This window comes from Nonomuraea fuscirosea (assembly GCF_003001935.1).
Lineage (GTDB): Bacteria > Actinomycetota > Actinomycetes > Streptosporangiales > Streptosporangiaceae > Nonomuraea > Nonomuraea fuscirosea.
In genome coordinates, this window is sequence record NZ_PVNG01000028.1 from 131,671 (window position 1) to 146,853 (window position 15,183).

General features: G+C 71.4%; 16 protein-coding genes. 3 read left to right on the forward strand and 13 right to left on the reverse strand.

Going from position 1 to position 15,183, the window contains the following annotated elements; genetic code table 11:
• Nucleotides 1-208: 208 nt before the first annotated feature.
• Together B0I32_RS47525 and B0I32_RS47530 are read left to right on the forward strand one after the other, a co-directional pair.
• Nucleotides 209-799: a hypothetical protein gene (locus B0I32_RS47525; protein ID WP_146178566.1), complete on the forward strand. Its 591-nt coding sequence runs from the start codon at nt 209-211 to the stop codon at nt 797-799.
• A 266-nt stretch (nt 800-1,065) separates the two neighbouring features.
• Entirely contained in the window at nt 1,066-2,109 is a 1,044-nt protein-coding gene (locus B0I32_RS47530; protein ID WP_245956612.1) for an endo-1,4-beta-xylanase, read from the forward strand.
• A 60-nt stretch (nt 2,110-2,169) separates the two neighbouring features.
• On the opposite strand, the gene B0I32_RS47535 is transcribed toward B0I32_RS47530, so the two are convergent.
• The 6 genes from B0I32_RS47535 to B0I32_RS47560 form a co-directional block, all read right to left on the reverse strand.
• On the reverse strand, nt 2,170-2,703 hold the full coding sequence (locus tag B0I32_RS47535; protein ID WP_146178567.1) for a hypothetical protein: 534 nt from the start codon (nt 2,701-2,703) through the stop codon (nt 2,170-2,172).
• A gap of 55 nt (nt 2,704-2,758) precedes the next feature.
• Nucleotides 2,759-3,259 (reverse strand): RrF2 family transcriptional regulator, encoded by a 501-nt coding sequence (locus B0I32_RS47540; RefSeq protein WP_106251015.1) that lies wholly within the window; start codon nt 3,257-3,259, stop codon nt 2,759-2,761.
• A gap of 12 nt (nt 3,260-3,271) precedes the next feature.
• On the reverse strand, nt 3,272-4,210 hold the full coding sequence (locus tag B0I32_RS47545) for a sulfite exporter TauE/SafE family protein (protein WP_106251016.1): 939 nt from the start codon (nt 4,208-4,210) through the stop codon (nt 3,272-3,274).
• Between the two features lie 175 nt (nt 4,211-4,385).
• On the reverse strand, nt 4,386-4,778 hold the full coding sequence (locus B0I32_RS47550) for a hypothetical protein (RefSeq protein WP_106251018.1): 393 nt from the start codon (nt 4,776-4,778) through the stop codon (nt 4,386-4,388).
• Nucleotides 4,775-6,127 (reverse strand): hypothetical protein, encoded by a 1,353-nt coding sequence (locus B0I32_RS58380; RefSeq protein WP_181308568.1) that lies wholly within the window; start codon nt 6,125-6,127, stop codon nt 4,775-4,777. The genes B0I32_RS47550 and B0I32_RS58380 overlap by 4 nt, the downstream gene beginning before the upstream one ends.
• Nucleotides 6,124-7,230 (reverse strand): hypothetical protein, encoded by a 1,107-nt coding sequence (locus B0I32_RS47560; protein WP_181308571.1) that lies wholly within the window; start codon nt 7,228-7,230, stop codon nt 6,124-6,126. The genes B0I32_RS58380 and B0I32_RS47560 overlap by 4 nt, the downstream gene beginning before the upstream one ends.
• 342 nt (nt 7,231-7,572) lie before the next feature.
• Between B0I32_RS47560 and B0I32_RS47565 the strand changes: the two genes are divergently transcribed.
• Entirely contained in the window at nt 7,573-8,610 is a 1,038-nt protein-coding gene (locus tag B0I32_RS47565) for a PP2C family protein-serine/threonine phosphatase (RefSeq protein ID WP_106251020.1), read from the forward strand.
• Nucleotides 8,611-8,708: 98 nt separating this feature from the next.
• On the opposite strand, the gene B0I32_RS47570 is transcribed toward B0I32_RS47565, so the two are convergent.
• From B0I32_RS47570 to B0I32_RS47600, 7 genes are all read right to left on the reverse strand, one after another.
• On the reverse strand, nt 8,709-9,737 hold the full coding sequence (locus B0I32_RS47570) for a LacI family DNA-binding transcriptional regulator (RefSeq protein WP_106251022.1): 1,029 nt from the start codon (nt 9,735-9,737) through the stop codon (nt 8,709-8,711).
• A 182-nt stretch (nt 9,738-9,919) separates the two neighbouring features.
• Nucleotides 9,920-10,969: an ABC transporter substrate-binding protein gene (locus B0I32_RS47575; RefSeq protein WP_219912376.1), complete on the reverse strand. Its 1,050-nt coding sequence runs from the start codon at nt 10,967-10,969 to the stop codon at nt 9,920-9,922.
• The gene (locus B0I32_RS47580) at nt 10,966-11,781 is read right to left on the reverse strand and encodes an ABC transporter permease (RefSeq protein ID WP_106251023.1); all 816 of its coding nucleotides are present in this window, start codon (nt 11,779-11,781) and stop codon (nt 10,966-10,968) included. The genes B0I32_RS47575 and B0I32_RS47580 overlap by 4 nt, the downstream gene beginning before the upstream one ends.
• Nucleotides 11,778-12,548, reverse strand: coding sequence for an ABC transporter ATP-binding protein (locus tag B0I32_RS47585; RefSeq protein WP_219912377.1), 771 nt, complete (start codon nt 12,546-12,548; stop codon nt 11,778-11,780). Before B0I32_RS47585 ends, B0I32_RS47580 begins: the two co-directional genes overlap by 4 nt.
• An 8-nt stretch (nt 12,549-12,556) precedes the next feature.
• On the reverse strand, nt 12,557-13,477 hold the full coding sequence (locus B0I32_RS47590; protein WP_106251027.1) for a DUF6282 family protein: 921 nt from the start codon (nt 13,475-13,477) through the stop codon (nt 12,557-12,559).
• A gap of 68 nt (nt 13,478-13,545) precedes the next feature.
• Nucleotides 13,546-14,178, reverse strand: coding sequence for a GntR family transcriptional regulator (locus tag B0I32_RS47595; RefSeq protein ID WP_245956613.1), 633 nt, complete (start codon nt 14,176-14,178; stop codon nt 13,546-13,548).
• Between the two features lie 132 nt (nt 14,179-14,310).
• The gene (locus B0I32_RS47600; RefSeq protein ID WP_106251029.1) at nt 14,311-15,102 is read right to left on the reverse strand and encodes a class I SAM-dependent methyltransferase; all 792 of its coding nucleotides are present in this window, start codon (nt 15,100-15,102) and stop codon (nt 14,311-14,313) included.
• Between the last annotated feature and the right edge of the window lie 81 nt (nt 15,103-15,183).

Below are 15,183 nucleotides of genomic sequence, written 5' to 3' on the forward strand. Positions count from 1 at the left end.
GAAAGATGGGTTGATAGTGTCAATGATCTATCATCAGAGCGCCCCCGATGCTCGGTGAGCACTCACGAGTCCTGCGACGACAGGCGAGGTTCGGGTCGGGCCCTAAGTATTCGAGGGCAAGGGCCGGGCGGACAGGATGCCCAAGATTGCGGACCTGGTGTTTCCCGCGGCTCGGCGGCCGGCGCGGCCGTACCTGACAGTCGTCTGTATGAGCGACATATCACCCTCAGCCGCGCCCACCGCCGCCCCCGAGCGACCGCTGCCGATCCGCGTGCTGCTCGGCGTCGCCCACCGCTGGCCCACCTGGCTGGGGCTGGCGGTCATGGCACAGAACGCCTTCGGCCTGAACGACGGCCGCCCGCAGGCGCTCATCGTGTTCCTGGCCGCGCTCATCTACCTGGGCACCGCGCTGCTCGGCCGGCCTGCCGTGGTCTGGCCGCTGTTCGGCGCGTGCGTGGCGGGCGTGGCGGTGCTGCGGCTGCTCGACGCGGAGCCGTGGCCCGCACTGGTGGGAGGCGGAGTGTGCGTCGCCGTGCTGGCCCTGGCCGGCGGCGTGGCGCGGCGGCCGCCGCTGACGGCTCTGCAACTGCCCGCCATGCTGCTCTTCGGCGGCGCCGCCGTCGTGGCGGTGTCCCTGTCGCCGGTCGCGGGAAGTTATCTCGTCGCCGCCGCCCTCATCGGCCACGCCGTGCAGGACGTCATCGTCTGGCGGGCGAACCAGGTGGTGACGCGGTCGCTGGCGGAGTTCTGCGCGGTGCTCGACTTCACGCTCGGCGTGGCGATCCTGGTCCTCGTCTGAGCGACGCTGGTCGATCCTGGGCGCCCGTCTGAGCGACGCATGGTCGATCTTGACTGCTCGCCTGAGCGATGCGAGCTCGATCCCGGGTGCTCGTCCGATCGACCCGGCGGCGTCCGGCGATTCGTCCTTGCCCGGAGGTTGACGACCTGTCCGGACAGCGCTTACGGTTCCGGCAGCCGGTGAAATTATCGACACACCACCGAAACTTTCGGTCGCGTGTCGTCGCTCGTCTGGCACCCCCCGGCTCCGGCATCGGAGGTAACACGGTGAAGCTCCTGGTCCTCGCTTTAGCGCTCGTCCTCGCCACCCCGGCCCTGCCCGCGTCCGCCCATCCGCGCCCACCGCGCGACCTGCGGCAGCTCGCGCAGCAGACCGGCGTCAAGATCGGCTCTGCCGTCGACATCGCCGCCCTGCGCGCGGAGTCCGACTACCGCAAGGTGCTCAACCGCGAGTTCAGCCACGTCACCGCGGAGAACGCGATGAAGTGGGAGTCCGTCGAGCCGGAGCGCGGGGTGTTCACCTGGGCCGACGCCGACACGCTGGTCGAGAACGCGCGCCGCAACCACCAGCAGGTACGCGGCCACACCCTCGTCTGGCACAACCAGCTGCCCGCCTGGCTGACCAGCGGCGTGGCCGACGGCTCGATCGACGCCACCGAGCTCAGGAAGATCCTGCGCGACCACATCACCACCCAGGTACGCCGCTACAAGGGCAAGATCCGGGCCTGGGACGTGGTGAACGAGGTCGTGGAGGAAGACGGCACGATGCGGCAGACCCTGTGGCTGACCCACCTCGGCCCCGGCTACATCGCCGACGCCTTCCGCTGGGCGCACAAGGCCGACCCGCACGCCAAGCTCTACATCAACGACTACAACCTGGAGTGGAACGCCCCCAAGATCGAGACGACCCTGGCCCTGGTCAAGGAACTGCGGGCGCAGGGGGTGCCGATCCACGGAGCCGGCTTCCAGGGCCACCTCGGCATCCAGTACGACTACCCCGGCGACTGGGCGAACGTGATGCGCCGCTTCGCCGACCTGGGCCTCGAAGTGGCGGTCACCGAGCTGGACGTGCGCATGGTGCTGCCCGTGACGCCGGAGAAGCTGGCCACCCAGGCCACGTACTACAGCCGGGCGCTGTCCGACTGCCTCAGTGTCCGCGCGTGCCGCGAGTTCACCGTGTGGGGTTACACCGACCGGCACTCGTGGGTGCCCGGCTGGTTCGAGGGTGAGGGCTCGGCCTGCCTGCTCGACGAGAACCTCGCGCCCAAGCCGGCGTACCGGGCGCTGCTGAACGTGAAGCGCCCGCGCTGACGCGGCACCTCCCGGCCTGCCCCAGGTCCTCACTCACGGTCGGGTGAGGGCCCGGGCGTCTCATTCCAGGCGCTGGATCAGCCCGTACACGAAACGGGCGCGGTACGTGCGGCCGTCGTGGGGGAAGTCGACCGTCCAGTGGTGCGGGGCGGGGCCCTCGATCTGGACGGCGCCGGGGAAGCTCGCGCCGAGGTCGCCCACGACGCACGCCCACGGCGTCAGGTCCGTGAACGCGACCGTCATCGGGCCTTCCGGGCGGACGAACCACTGGTTCCACACCTCGCCGCCCGGGCCGAGCAGGGCCTCGAACGCCAGGCCCGGCCAGCTCGGCAGCGGCCAGCGCAGGACGTCGCAGGTCAGACTGCCCGCGGGCCTGCTCCCCCGGTACGGCGGCGCCCCCAGCGCCATCCGCAGCGCCGCGGCCCCCTTCGGCGCCCTCGGGGCGTGGGCCAGCCGCGTCCAGTGGGCGTGGGCGGCGCGCAGCTCGGCGCGGGAGGCGCTCATGCCGTGCAGCGCCTCCTCCACCTTGCCGGCGTTGAGGTCCTGCATGCGGTGCATCAGCGCCAGCTCGAACTCGCGCACCCGAAAAGCCACGGGACCAGCTTGCCAGCACCTCGGGGGCACGGCGTCCGTCAACGACCGGAACTCTTCACCGGGCTTCCCGGCCGACGGCCGCCGAACCGTTGCCGGTCGATCGCGGGCCACCATCCAGCAATCCGTTGGGCGACGGCCGGAAGCCGCCGTCCTTCGAGGCGTCGGCCGGCGATCTCGGGTCGCCGGCGGCGATGACGTCGGCCAGGGTGATCTCGCTGAGCAGCGCGTTCTCGTGGCTGCGCAGCCGGTCCCAGATCTCGGCCAGCGGCGCGGCGGCCGGGGAGAAGGGACGGGCGGGCGGTTCCGCGCCCTCGGTGACGCGGATGACGTCGGCGAGCGCGATCTGCCCGGCCGGGCGGGCCAGCCAGTAGCCCCCGTCGGGGCCCCGCTGGCTGCGGATCAGGCCCGCCCGGCGTAGTTGGAGCAGGATGTTGTCGCAGAAGCGGCGCGGGATCTCCTGCGTGACGGCGATCCGCTCGGCGTGCACCGGACGGTCGGCCACGGCCAGGGCGAGCATGGCGCCTAGGGCGTACTGGGTACGAGCGGAGATTCTCATCGGCGGCGGGCTTCAGGCGGAGGCCGTCTCCTCCTCTGAACCGCGCTCGCGCAACTCGCTCTCCACCGCCTCGACGGACTCGTTGGCCTTGTCACGGCGGTACTCACGGACCGAGTAGGCGATGGCCGCCGCCCAGATGACGGCGATGATGATGTACGCCACCGTCTGGACGCCGGTGGAGGCGTCGATCCAGTCGCTGCGCAGCAGCGTGCGCACGTTCGTCAGCACGATGACGCCGCCGACGGCCGAGCCGAGGATGCGCGGCGGGATGTGCCGGACCAGCCAGGCGGCGATCGGCGCGGCGATGACGCCGCCGAGCAGCAGCACGGCCACCCAGGAGAAGTTGATGTTCTCCGAGCCGATGCCGACGAAGAAGCCGACGCTGGCCGCGATGGCGACGAGGAACTCGCTGGCGTCGATCGAGCCGATCACCTTGCGCGGGGCCATGCGCCCGCTGGCCAGGATGGCCGGGGTGCCGACGGGGCCCCAGCCACCGCCGCCGGTGGCGTCCACGAAGCCGGCCAGCAGGCCGAGCGGCGCCAGGAAGCGCCGGCGCAGCGGCTTGCCCAGGTTGCCGCGCGGCAGGCCGAAGGCGGTGAAGCGGATGAGGATGTAGACGCCCAGGGCGAGCAGGATGATCGACATGACCGGGGCGGCGACGTCGGTGGACAGGCTCGACAGGAACGTCGCGCCGGCGAACGCGCCCACGGCCCCCGGGATGCCGATCTTGGCGACGACCTTCCAGTCCACGTTGCCGAAGCGCCAGTGGGAGATGCCCGATGCGAGCGTGGTGCCGATTTCGGCGAGGTGGACGGTGGCGGATGCCGCCGCCGCGTTGGTGCCGATGGCCAGCAGCAGCGTGGTCGAGGTGACGCCGTAGGCCATGCCTAGGCTGCCGTCGACCAGCTGGGCCGCGAGACCGACCAGCCCGAGCAGGATGAGTGCCCGCACGATCTCCCCTTTCCTACCATTCCTACTATACAAGTAGGAATAATAATTAAAGGCGAGGGCCGTCCTGTCAACCCCTGGCAGGGGAACGACTGAACGCCGGCGCTCCGGACGACGACGGCCGCCCCGCCCCTCGAACGGGACGAAGCGGCCGCGGCGGCTCTTCTCGGAGCGGGGATCAGGCGGGAATCAGGGCCTTGACGGCGAGCTGTTCCTCGCCGGCCGGGCCGTCGAGGCGGATCGACAGCTCCCACACGCCGCTCATCGCGAACAGCTCCCCCTCGGCCAGGAAACGGCCGGGCTCCCGTTCGCGTGCGGCGACCTCGGGCGTCGAGTGCCCCATGTCGGCCATCACCGCCGACAGGGTCACGGTGTCGGCGTCGCCCGAGGTCACCTCGACCTCAGCGGTGACGCGCCCGGGCGCCGGATCCTCGATCAGTACGGTGACGGCGTAGCGCGTGCCCGTGGTCGTCAGACGCAGCGGCTCGGCCGCCATGCTCCGCCCCACGACGAACAGCGTCACGGCGACGACCACGAGCGCCACGGCCGCCAGAGCCCGCTTCCCGCTCATCGCGTGGCCTCCGACGCCGTCACGTCCACGGCGAAGGGCACGGTGACGACGCCCTCCCCGGTGGCGTACTGGGCCCAGGCCAGGTAGCGGCCGGCCTGCGGGAAGCTGAAGGTGAAGCGCAGCCGGGAGCCCGGGGTGCCCATCTCGTGGACGTGGCCGGAGAAGGCGCCGTCCTGGCTGCGGATGAGCAGGTGACCGGCCATGCCGAGCCAGGACCGTACCCCTGCGGGGGTGTCCAGCTCGATCGTCGCCGGACGCCCCGCCACCGGAGTGCCGGGCCGCACCCGCGGCACGGCACCCACGCCCCCGGCACCCGCCCCAGCCGGGTCCGAGGTGGCCGGGTCCGATGACTGTGTCTCCGGCGCAGGGGCCTCGCCGCCCACCGTGACGGTCGCGGAGGTGAGTTGGCCGCCTGAGTTCTCCCGTTCCAGCTCGGTATGGGCCAGGTAGCGGCCCGGGCGGTCGGCGCGCATCCTGACCTCCAGCCGCCCCGGCGCCGTGCGCAGAGGGTGCAGGTGGCGGAAGTAGCGGCCGTCCTCGCTGGTCACGACCACGTGCGCGAGCGCCTCATGGTGCACGGCGAGGTCGTCCACGGGACGCCCGGTGGAGCCGTCCACGAGGTCGATCCGCAGCGTGAACTCCTCCCCGGCCTCAGGCCGGGCCGGTACCGTCGCCACCCGCGCCTGCGCGTACGGCCGCCCGCCCGCCGCCACCCCCGCCTCGGACGAGGACGCCTCAGGAGCGGCGCCGTCGGGAACGGGAGGCGGCATCCAGGGTTCGAACACGATGACCATGACGGCGACCGTCACCCCGGCCGCGGCCCCCGCCGCCAGCAGCATCGCCGCGCCCCGCCGGGCCAGCGCCCCGGTGAGCAGGCCGCCTGCCAGCAGCAGCCCGGCCACGAACAGGCCGCCGTAGATCAGGAAATCGCCCGCGGAACCGCGGTCCACGAGGACGCGGAACGGGATCACGGCGACCTCGTTCCCCGCGCTCAGCCTCAGCTCGTACGGTCCGGTCCGGTCCACCTGGAGCCGCGCGTACTGCGGATCACGCGCCGCCGCCCGCGCCGTGCCGGTCACGGTCCGCCCGTCCTCGACCGAACGCACCTCCAGGCCGACCGGCAGCGCGGCGACCGGCTGGTACGCGACGACCCCGATCCGCAGCGGCCCCGGCACGCGCGGCGTCCCCTTGATCACCACCGTGACCTCGGCGCCGGCGATCGTCTGGGCGATCCGCAGATCCGCCCCCGCCGTGACGTTGTGCGCCGCGGCGGGAACGGCGGCGCCCACGACCAGCACGGCGACGAGGCACAGCACCAGGATCGCCGCCGCTCGGAGCCGTCGGATCATGCCCGCTCGGGGTCGTCGAGCGCGTTGGTACGGGCGAGCACGCCGGAGTCAGGGGACGCGGTGGAGCCAGTGGATGCGCTGGAGTCGGCGAGCACCTGGCGGTCCGCTGTCACGTCCGGATCGGGGCGCGTATCGGGGAGCGCGTTGGGCAGGAACAGGGCTCCGAGTGCCAGCCCGATCAGCCCGGCCACGACCGGCGCGCCGGTCCACAGCTCCGGTACGGCGGGCAGGCCGCCGCCCGCCACCGAGGCGACCGCGAAGTAGAGCGACCAGGTGGCGAGGGCCGACAGCCCGGCGAAGGCCCAGTAGGCGCCCCGGCGCGCGGCCGACGGGCGCAGCCGGAGGATCAGCAGGTCGCTCACCAGCCCGCCGGCCACGAACGCGAGCAGGATCGGCAGGTTGCTGAACTCCGTCTGCGCGCCGGGCATGAGGACGCTCAGCGCGTACAGGACGGTCACCGCGCCGAACGGGAGCCGCCAGCGGCGGACGAGGAACAGCACGGGGGTGAGCGTGATGACGTTGGTGATGACCAGCGCGGACGCGAGCCGGGCGGCGCCCCCGTTGTCGGTGGCGGAGAAGTTCTCGACGATGCGCTGCGGCCCGTACTGCATGGCGTCGCCGTACGAGAGGAAGAGCCACACCAGCGCCGTGGCGAAACCGAGCCCGATCAGCGCGGGGAGCAGGCGTCCGAGTGACGGCGCGGCGCCCATGTCAGGGGCGTTCCAGGCCGAGCGGAGCGGTGTCGTGATGATGATGAGCATTGTCACGATAAGGCCGAGGTGCGAAGGACTGAACAGGATATCCAGATTTGTCTCGATGCCGAGGATCGTGTGCCACATCATGTCCACGAATCCGAAGGCGGCGAACGCGGGAATCGCCACCAGCCCGGCCAGATATCCGTTCGGCACGGCCGCCGGCCCCTGCCGTCCGGCGCGCACCCCACGCCACACCTGCCAGAAGATCCAGCCCGAGACCACGGCGAACCCCGTGTAGAACACCGCGTGCCACGGCGTGAAGAACGTCTCCAGCTCGGTGAGGTTGGTGTGCGCCCACGCGTCGATCATCAACCCGACGCCGAACCAGATGCCCAGCACCGCCGTCACGAGGTCGGTCCGGGGAGAGACCCAGCCGCGCGGTTCACCTGAATCCGCGAGTAAACGCCGCATACCAGTATTGGCCAACGCCACTTGACGTCCCCTTTCGACGGCCCGATTTCCCGACGACTCGAATCTAGCGCGGCGCGGTGAAATGCGCGTAAGTAGAATTCCAGTACAATTTCACGCTACGTACCTGCACGGACACGATTCTGCGGCTTTCTGCTGAAAAGGGGTATATTTCTGGCGGCCCGAATACACAGGAAACCTGGAACTGTCCCGCTTGAGAACCGGACGGGTCCTGCGCGATGCTGGTATGTCAACAGCGCGTGAAGTCCGTACGGGGGTGGGATGAGGTCGTCTCTGCGGGTCCTGCGCTGGCTGCCGTTCATCGTCATGCTGGGTGTCACCCTGGCCGATCTGCTCGCCGGCCAGAGCCTCGTCTTCCTGCCGCTGCTCACGCTGGGCCCGGCCTTCGCGTCGGTGTCGGGCGGCGTACGGCGCACGGCCGCCGTCGGAGCGGTGGCGCTGGCCGTCTGCGTGCCCATGGCGATCTACAACGGCCTGTTGTTCACCTGGACCAACAATCTCACCCTCATCTCCATCGCCGGAGTCACGGCGGCGAGCATGCTGGCCAGCCGGCTGCGCCTGCAGCGCGAGCGCGAGCTGGCCAGCGTGCGGCAGGTCGCCGAGGCCGCCCAGCGCGTGCTGCTGCGGCCGGTGCCGCGGCGGGCGGGCGACCTGCGGGTGGCGCTGTCGTACACCTCCGCGGCGGCCGAGGCGCGGATCGGCGGCGACCTGTACGAGGTCGTCACGACCCCGCAGGGTGTCCGGCTGCTGATCGGCGACGTGCAGGGCAAGGGCCTGGCGGCGGTCGAGACGGCGGCGTGGGTGCTGGGCGCCTTCCGCGAGGCCGCCTACGACGAGGCCGACCTGGGTGACATCGGCGACCGCCTGGAGGCGAGCCTGGCCAGGCACTTAGGCGGTGAGCAGTTCGTCACCGCGATCATCGCGGAGATCCACGACAAGGAGATGTCGCTGGTCAACTTCGGCCATCCCGCGCCGCTGCTGATCCTGAGCGACGGCGAGCTGCACGCTCCCGAGCCGACCGAGCAGGGGCTGCCCCTCGGCCTGGGCGTGTTCGAGACCTCGGCCCCGAAGCCGCAGCGGATCCCGTTCGGCTCCGGCGACCGCGTCCTGTTCTTCACCGACGGGGTGATCGAGGCCAGGAACGCGGCCGGCGAGTTCTACCCGCTGACGGAGCGGGCGTGGCTGCTGGGCCGCGACGATCCGCAGGAGGCGCTCGACTCGCTGCGGATGGACCTGGTGCAGCACACCGGCGGCCCGCTGCACGACGACGCCGCGATGCTCCTGCTCCACCGCCCGTGACCCACAGCCCGTGACACGACGCCCGTGACACGACGCCCGTGACGTGTTTCGGTCATGCCGAAATGCGCGTCGGGCAGCACGACGACGAAGGGACGCCGTCAGGCGGCGCCGGGCACCAGCGGCACCGCGGTCGACTCCCGGACCACCAGGTGGCAGGGGCGGGCGTGCCGCCCCGGCGACGGCGAGCCGTTGATCGCGGCCAGCAGCATCTCCGCCGCCGTCCTGCCCAGCCCTTCCAGGTTCATGTCCACGCTGGTCAGCGGTGGCTGCGAGCCCTCCACCATCACGCCCCAGTTGTCGAATCCGACCAGCGCCACGTCCTCGGGCACCCGCCGCCCCACCGAGCGCAGCGCGTCGGCCACGCCGCGGGCGATCTGGTCGCTGCCGCAGAAGACGGCGTCGAAGTCCGCCCCGCCGGCCAGCAGCATCCCGATCGCCTGCCGCCCCCACACCTCGCTCCACGCCCCGAACAGGGTCGGCCCCGCGGGCGCGAGCCCCGACTCCGCCAGCCGCTCGGCCGCCGCGCCGGCCCTGACCCGGGCGGAGTGATGGTGCTCCGGACCGGTGATCTGCGCGACGCGGGTGCGGCCGACGGCCAGCAGGTGCTCGACCGCCTTGCGCGCCCCGCCCGCCTCGTCCGGCACCACGGAGCAGTCGTCGGGGTCGGCCGAGCCGATGTAGGCGTACACGACGGGGACGGGCAGGGCCGGGGAGATCGGCGCGCGCGCCTCGGTGCGGCGGCCGGTGACGATGATGCCGTCCACGCGGCGGCCGATCAGCGTCTTGACGTGGTATTGCTCCCTGATCGGGTCGTCGCGCCCGTCGCACAGGAACACCGACATCTGCCCCGCCCCCAGCGCGTCCTCCGCGCCCATGAGCACGGGGATGCTGAACCGCCCGATCGTGTCCGTGGTGATCATGCCCACGGTGTACGTCCGGCCCGAGTGCAGGCTGCGCGCACCCGCGTTCACCTCGAAGTTGAGCTGCCTGGCCGCCTCCCTGACCCGCGCCCTGGTCTCCTCGCGCAGCGATCCGCGCCCGTTGAGGGCCTTGGAGGCCGTGCCCACCGACACCCCGGCCAGCGCCGCGACGTCGGTGATCGTGACGTGCCGCTCCAATTTCCCCATTTTTCCTCCGCTTTCCCCATCCCTCGCCACCCCTACTTTATCCTCCGTTGACGTTGTCCCTACGGGGCACCGTACGGAGGAAAAGGCTTTCTCTGGCTTTCCGCGACAGCGCGGAAGGTTCAGCGGAGGCGGGCGAAAGGCGGAGGCTGGGGCGGGCAGGAGGGGGAGCCCGCCCCAGCGGGTCAGGTGGCGTTCGTCCGCAGCGCGGGCGGCACGATCTGCTCGTACGACGGCAGATGCTTGACCAGCCCGGTCACCCGGTGGAAGCCGATGGCGGTGTCGAAGGACGAGCGCGAGAAGCCGATGCTCTCCGGGATCTCGCTCCGCATGAGCGCGGGCAGCTCGGTCAGCGCCTTCGGGTCGATGCCCTTGAGGTAGAGGCCGAGCAGCCGGATGATCTCGCCGGTGTCGGCCTGGTGGATGAAGCGCTGGGCGCGGCCGAGCGCGTTCTGGAAGGCGGCGACCTCCTTGGGCTTCTTGTCGATGATCCGCTGCGTGGTGAACACGACGCCGTGCGAGGTCCGCTCCAGCCCCGGCACGTCGCCCGCGGCGGGCGAGATGAAGCGCACGCCGATGCCGGCCGCCGTGGCCTGCTGGGCGATCGGCTGGAAGAAGGCGAGCGCGTCCACCCGTCCCCCCTTGAGCGCGCCCAGCGCGGCGGCGGCGGTGCTGCCGAGGTTGACGAGTTCGCTGTCCGTCGCGGAGTTCATCCCGGCCTTGGCGAACAGGTACGTCACCAGCGCCTCGGTCCCGCTGCCCGGCCCGGTGATGCCGATCTTCTTGCCGCGCAGGGCGCGGATGCGCTGGTCGAGCGGGTCGGACGGGCTCGCGCCGGCGAAGGAGGCGCCGACCACGACGTCCACGTAGTAGCGGTCGACCAGGTTGGCCACCAGCCGGCCCTTGTCGTCGATCCTGGCCAGGTTGAGCGCGTCGGTCATCACTCCGGCGCCGAGGTCGATGCTGCCCGACTTGAGGGCCGCGGCGACCTTGGCCCCGGTGCCGAGCCGGGGCCGCTCGCCGAGCTTGACGCCCTCCTCGGCGAAGTAACCCTTCTGCTCGGCCACGAACAGCGGGAAGAACGCGAGCGAGTTGCTGATCTGGCCGACGTTCAGGACGCCGGGCGGCGTGGTCGAGCTGCGTTGCGCGCAGCCGGTCACGGCCAGCAGGAGCGCGGCGACGATCAGCGCGCTCAGGGCGGCCGGACGGGGGCGGCGGGTCCCGGCCCGGCTCACCGCTCCTCTCCCAGCGGCTTCCACCGGCTGGCCCGCCGGTCGAGCAGCCCGACGACCAGGTTGAGCAGCGCCGCGATCACGCTCAGGACAACGAGCGTGGCGAACACGCCGGCGGTGTCGAACTGCGCGGCGGCGTCGTTGATCAGGTAGCCCAGGCCCCGGTTGGAGGCCACCAGCTCGCCGATCACGGCGCCGATGAGCGCGTACGGGATGGCCACCTTGAGCCCGGTGAGCAGCCCGGTCATGGACGACGGGACGACGACCTTGACCAGGATGTCGCGCCGGCCGCCGCCCATCAGCCGTACGGCGTCGATCAGGCCGCGGTCCACTTCGCGCACGCCCGCGGCGACGTTGAGGAAGACGAGGAAGAACACGGTCGCGGCGGCCAGCAGCACCTTCATGCTCATGCCGATGCCGAACCAGACGATGAACAGCGGCGCGAGTGCGACCTTCGGAATGGCGTACAGCGCCATGATGAACGGGTCGAGCACCTGGTAGAAGGCCCGTGCGGAGGCCAGCACGAAGCCGGTCAGCGCGCCGGCGGCGGCTCCGAGCAGGAAGCCGTAGACCACCTCCTGGACGGTGATCCAGGTGTTGGACCACAGCGTCCCGTCCTGGTGCCACTGGACCAGGCGGGTCCAGATGTCGCTGGGCTTGCTGGTGAAGGTGATGTCGAACCACCGCTCGGCCGTCAGCTCCCACACGACCAGCAGCGCCACCACCAGCAGCGCTCGCAGCGACCACACCGTGGCGGTGCCGCCGTGCCGTCCCCACCAGCTCCGGTCGAGCCGCACGGTCTGGATCGCGGTCATCGGGCTCCCTCCCGCAGCGCGGCGGTGAGCTCCCGGTGCAGGGCGACGAACTCCGGGTCGATCCTGAGTTCGTCGGCGTCCCTGGGCCGGGGCAGGTCGATGGGACGGTCGAGCACGATGCGGCCGACCGGGCCGAGCACCACGACCCGGTCGCCGAGCAGCAGGGCCTCCTCGATGTCGTGGGTCACGAACACCACCGTCTGGCCGCCGTCCGCCCACAGCCGGAGCAGCTCGGCCTGCAGCTCGCCGCGGAGCTGGGCGTCGAGGGCGCCGAACGGCTCGTCCATGAGCAGCGTCTCAGGATCGCCCGCGAGCATCCTGGCCAGGCTGACCCGGCGGCGCATCCCGCCGGACAGTTCGCGCGGGTAGTGCCGTTCGAAGCCTTCGAGGCCGACCTTCCCGATCAGCTCGGCCGCGTGTTCCGTGCGTCGCTGCGCGGGAACGCCCGCGATCTCCAGGGGCAGCTCGACGTTCTTGTGCACGCTGCGCCACGGCATGAGGGTGTCGGACTGGGTCAGGTAGCCCACCTCGGTCCGCGGCCCCGCGACCGGCCGGCCGCGGTAGGAGACCGTGCCCGAGGTCGGCGTGGTGAGGCCGGCGAGCAGGTTGAGCATGGTGGACTTGCCGCAGCCGCTGCGGCCGAGCACGGTGACGAAGCTGCCCTGCGCGATCGTGAGGTCGAAGTCGCGCAGTGCCACGATGCCGACGGCGTCCTTGACGAACTGCTTGCCGAGCCCGCTGACCTCGATCACGGTCTCGCTGGTCACGGTGTCGCTCATCGGGGGCCCGCCAGCAGGCGGGAGTTGTCCACGGCCATGGTGCGTACGTCCTTGTCGGTGAAGCCCTCGGCGAGCAGCCGGTCGGCCAGCAGGGCCAGGCCGTCCTCCACGGGCGGGTTGAAAGGCTGGCCGAGGTCGCTGGAGAGCACGGAGTACTCGGGGCCCACGGCGTCGATGTGCTCGAACCAGGTCCGCCAGGTGACCTTGCCGGAGTGCGGGGTGGTGAAGCAGCGTTCGAGCAGGGCGCCCTGGGCGGCCAGGGCGCGCTGGCGGTCGATCGCCACCCGCTGTGAGGTGAACTCGGGATGGGTGATCACGATGCGGCGTACGCCCTCGGCCACGGCGGCGGCGACCACCGCGTCGATCTCGTCGGCGCTGAGGTGGCCGGTGGCGAGGGTCAGGTCGTGCTGGGCGATCAGCCGCAGCACCTGCCTGACCCGCTCCAGCACCGTCCCGTCCGGCCCCAGCACGTCCACGGGGTCGGCCGCCATCCCGGCCTCCCGCAGGTCGTCCTGGAGCCTGGCCCACATGGGCGGCGTGGCGCCCTCGGGGTCGCTCGCGGTGCAGGCCCGCTGGTTGGCGCTGTCCACGGTGGGCAGCCAGACGAATCGGGCGCCGCCTCTGGCGGCGATCTCGACGGCGATGGGGTTCATGCCGCCGACGGAGGCGTTCAGCGTGATCGCCCCGACGGCGTCGAAGCCGGGCACCGCGGCCCGCACGACCTCGGCCCGTTCCGCGGTGGGCACGTAATGGGACTTGAGCACGAAGCCGGCGAGCCCGACCTCGGCGAAGCGCGCCGCGAGCGTCAGGTCGTCGATCCGCCTGCGCATCACATCCGGTGCGACGTGGATGTGGATGTCGTAGGCGTCCGCGACGAGGTCACGTGCTCGCGCGGAGGGCTGGGGGTGGTCCGGCATGCAGGTCTCCCACGATCTGTTTGCTGAAACAGATTGTTAACAATATGGGCGACAACCGTCAAGGGCGATCAGTCTTGAGAATCGCGCAGCGCCGCGATCACGCTGCGCAGATGGCGGCGGGCCGCCCGTTCGGCCGCGCCCGGATCCCCCGCGCAGATGGCGTCGATGATGGCCAGATGCTCGCCCAGCGACCTGGCCGGGCGGCCGCGCTGCATGGACAGCCGGAACTGGTGGCGGACGACCTGGCCGCGCAGCCGTTCCAGCACCCGGCCCGCGATGGACTGGCCGCTCAGCTCGCGGACGCGGCGGTGCAGCAGCTGGTTGAGCTCCGAATAGCCGAGCACGTCGCCCGACCGCACCGCTTCGGACATGAGAGCGCCGATCTCGCGCAGCTCCGCGACCGCGTCAGGGGTGACCCGACCGGCCGCCTTGGCCGCGCACAGCCCCTCGACCACCATGCGCACCTCGGTGATCTCGACGGCCTCGTCCAGGGAGACCGCCCGCACCCGCGCGCCGCGGTTCTGCACCCGCTCCACCAGGCCCTCGTTGGCCAGTTGCAGCAGCGCGGAGCGCACGGAACTCCTGCTCGCGGAGAAGCGCTCGGACAGGTCGGCTTCCACGAGCCGCTGATCGGGCACGAAATCGCCCCGCATGATCCCCTCGCGGATCGCGTCAAGGACCGTTCCCGCGTCTGTGGACACGTTCCCTCACTCAGATTGTCAACAATCGTGTGAGAGATATCGTAACCATCTGGGTCACGCGTCAACCGTGACGCGGGCTCTGTTCACGTGACGCGGGCCCCGTTCACCGTGACGCGGGCTCTGTTCGTCGTCTCAGCGGCGGCGGCAGATCATCAGCTCCGTCGTGGGGCTCTCGCGGACGACGCGCACGAGCCGCCGCTCCACCGGCGACAGCAGCGCCCCGGCCACCCGGCCGGTGGCCTCGGTGAGCGTGACGCCGCGCAGGAAGCCGCCCCACAGCTTGCGCCACACGGGGTTGGCGTCCACCTGGGCGTTCATCAGCACGAGCATGGGCGCGCGCCGGACGACGTCGAAGCCGGCCTCGCCGAGCGCCGTGGTGATCCACGGCAGCGTGTGGTTGACCTGGTGGTCGCCGCGCTGCTCGGGCCGGTGCAGGAAGTTCTCCGACAGGACGAGGACGCCGCCCGGCTTCGTGGCCCGCCCGAGCGTGCGCAGCGCCGCGCGGTAGCGCTCGTCGTCGGTGATGTGGAACAGCATGTCCATGGCCGAGACCGCGTCGTACGAGCCGGGTTCGATCAGGTCGCCGGGGTCGGCGAGGTCGAGCTGGAGGATCTCGGAGTCGGGGAAGCGGGCGCTCAGGCGCTCGACGGCGGCCTTGGTGAGGTCGGCTCCCGTGATCGACCGGGCGCCGAGCGCCCGCCACTGGCGCAGGTAGAAGCCGGTGCCCGAGCCGACGTCGAGGACCTTCGCGGCGGCCAGGTCGAGCCCGAGCCGGCCCACCTCACGCCGGAAGACCTCGCCTCGCACCAGGTACATGTACGAGTTGAACGCCCGCCCGAGCTGCTTGTAGCCGACCCCGCTCTCGGTCCAGTCGGACTCGAGGCGGCGCTCCCAGAAGTCCTTCAGTTCGGTGTGCCTCATCAACCAGCGCTCCCCCACTGAGTCGTGCCGAAGGCCAAAGCCTTTCGGCAGCACACCTGGCTGTCAAGAAACTCCACATGGACG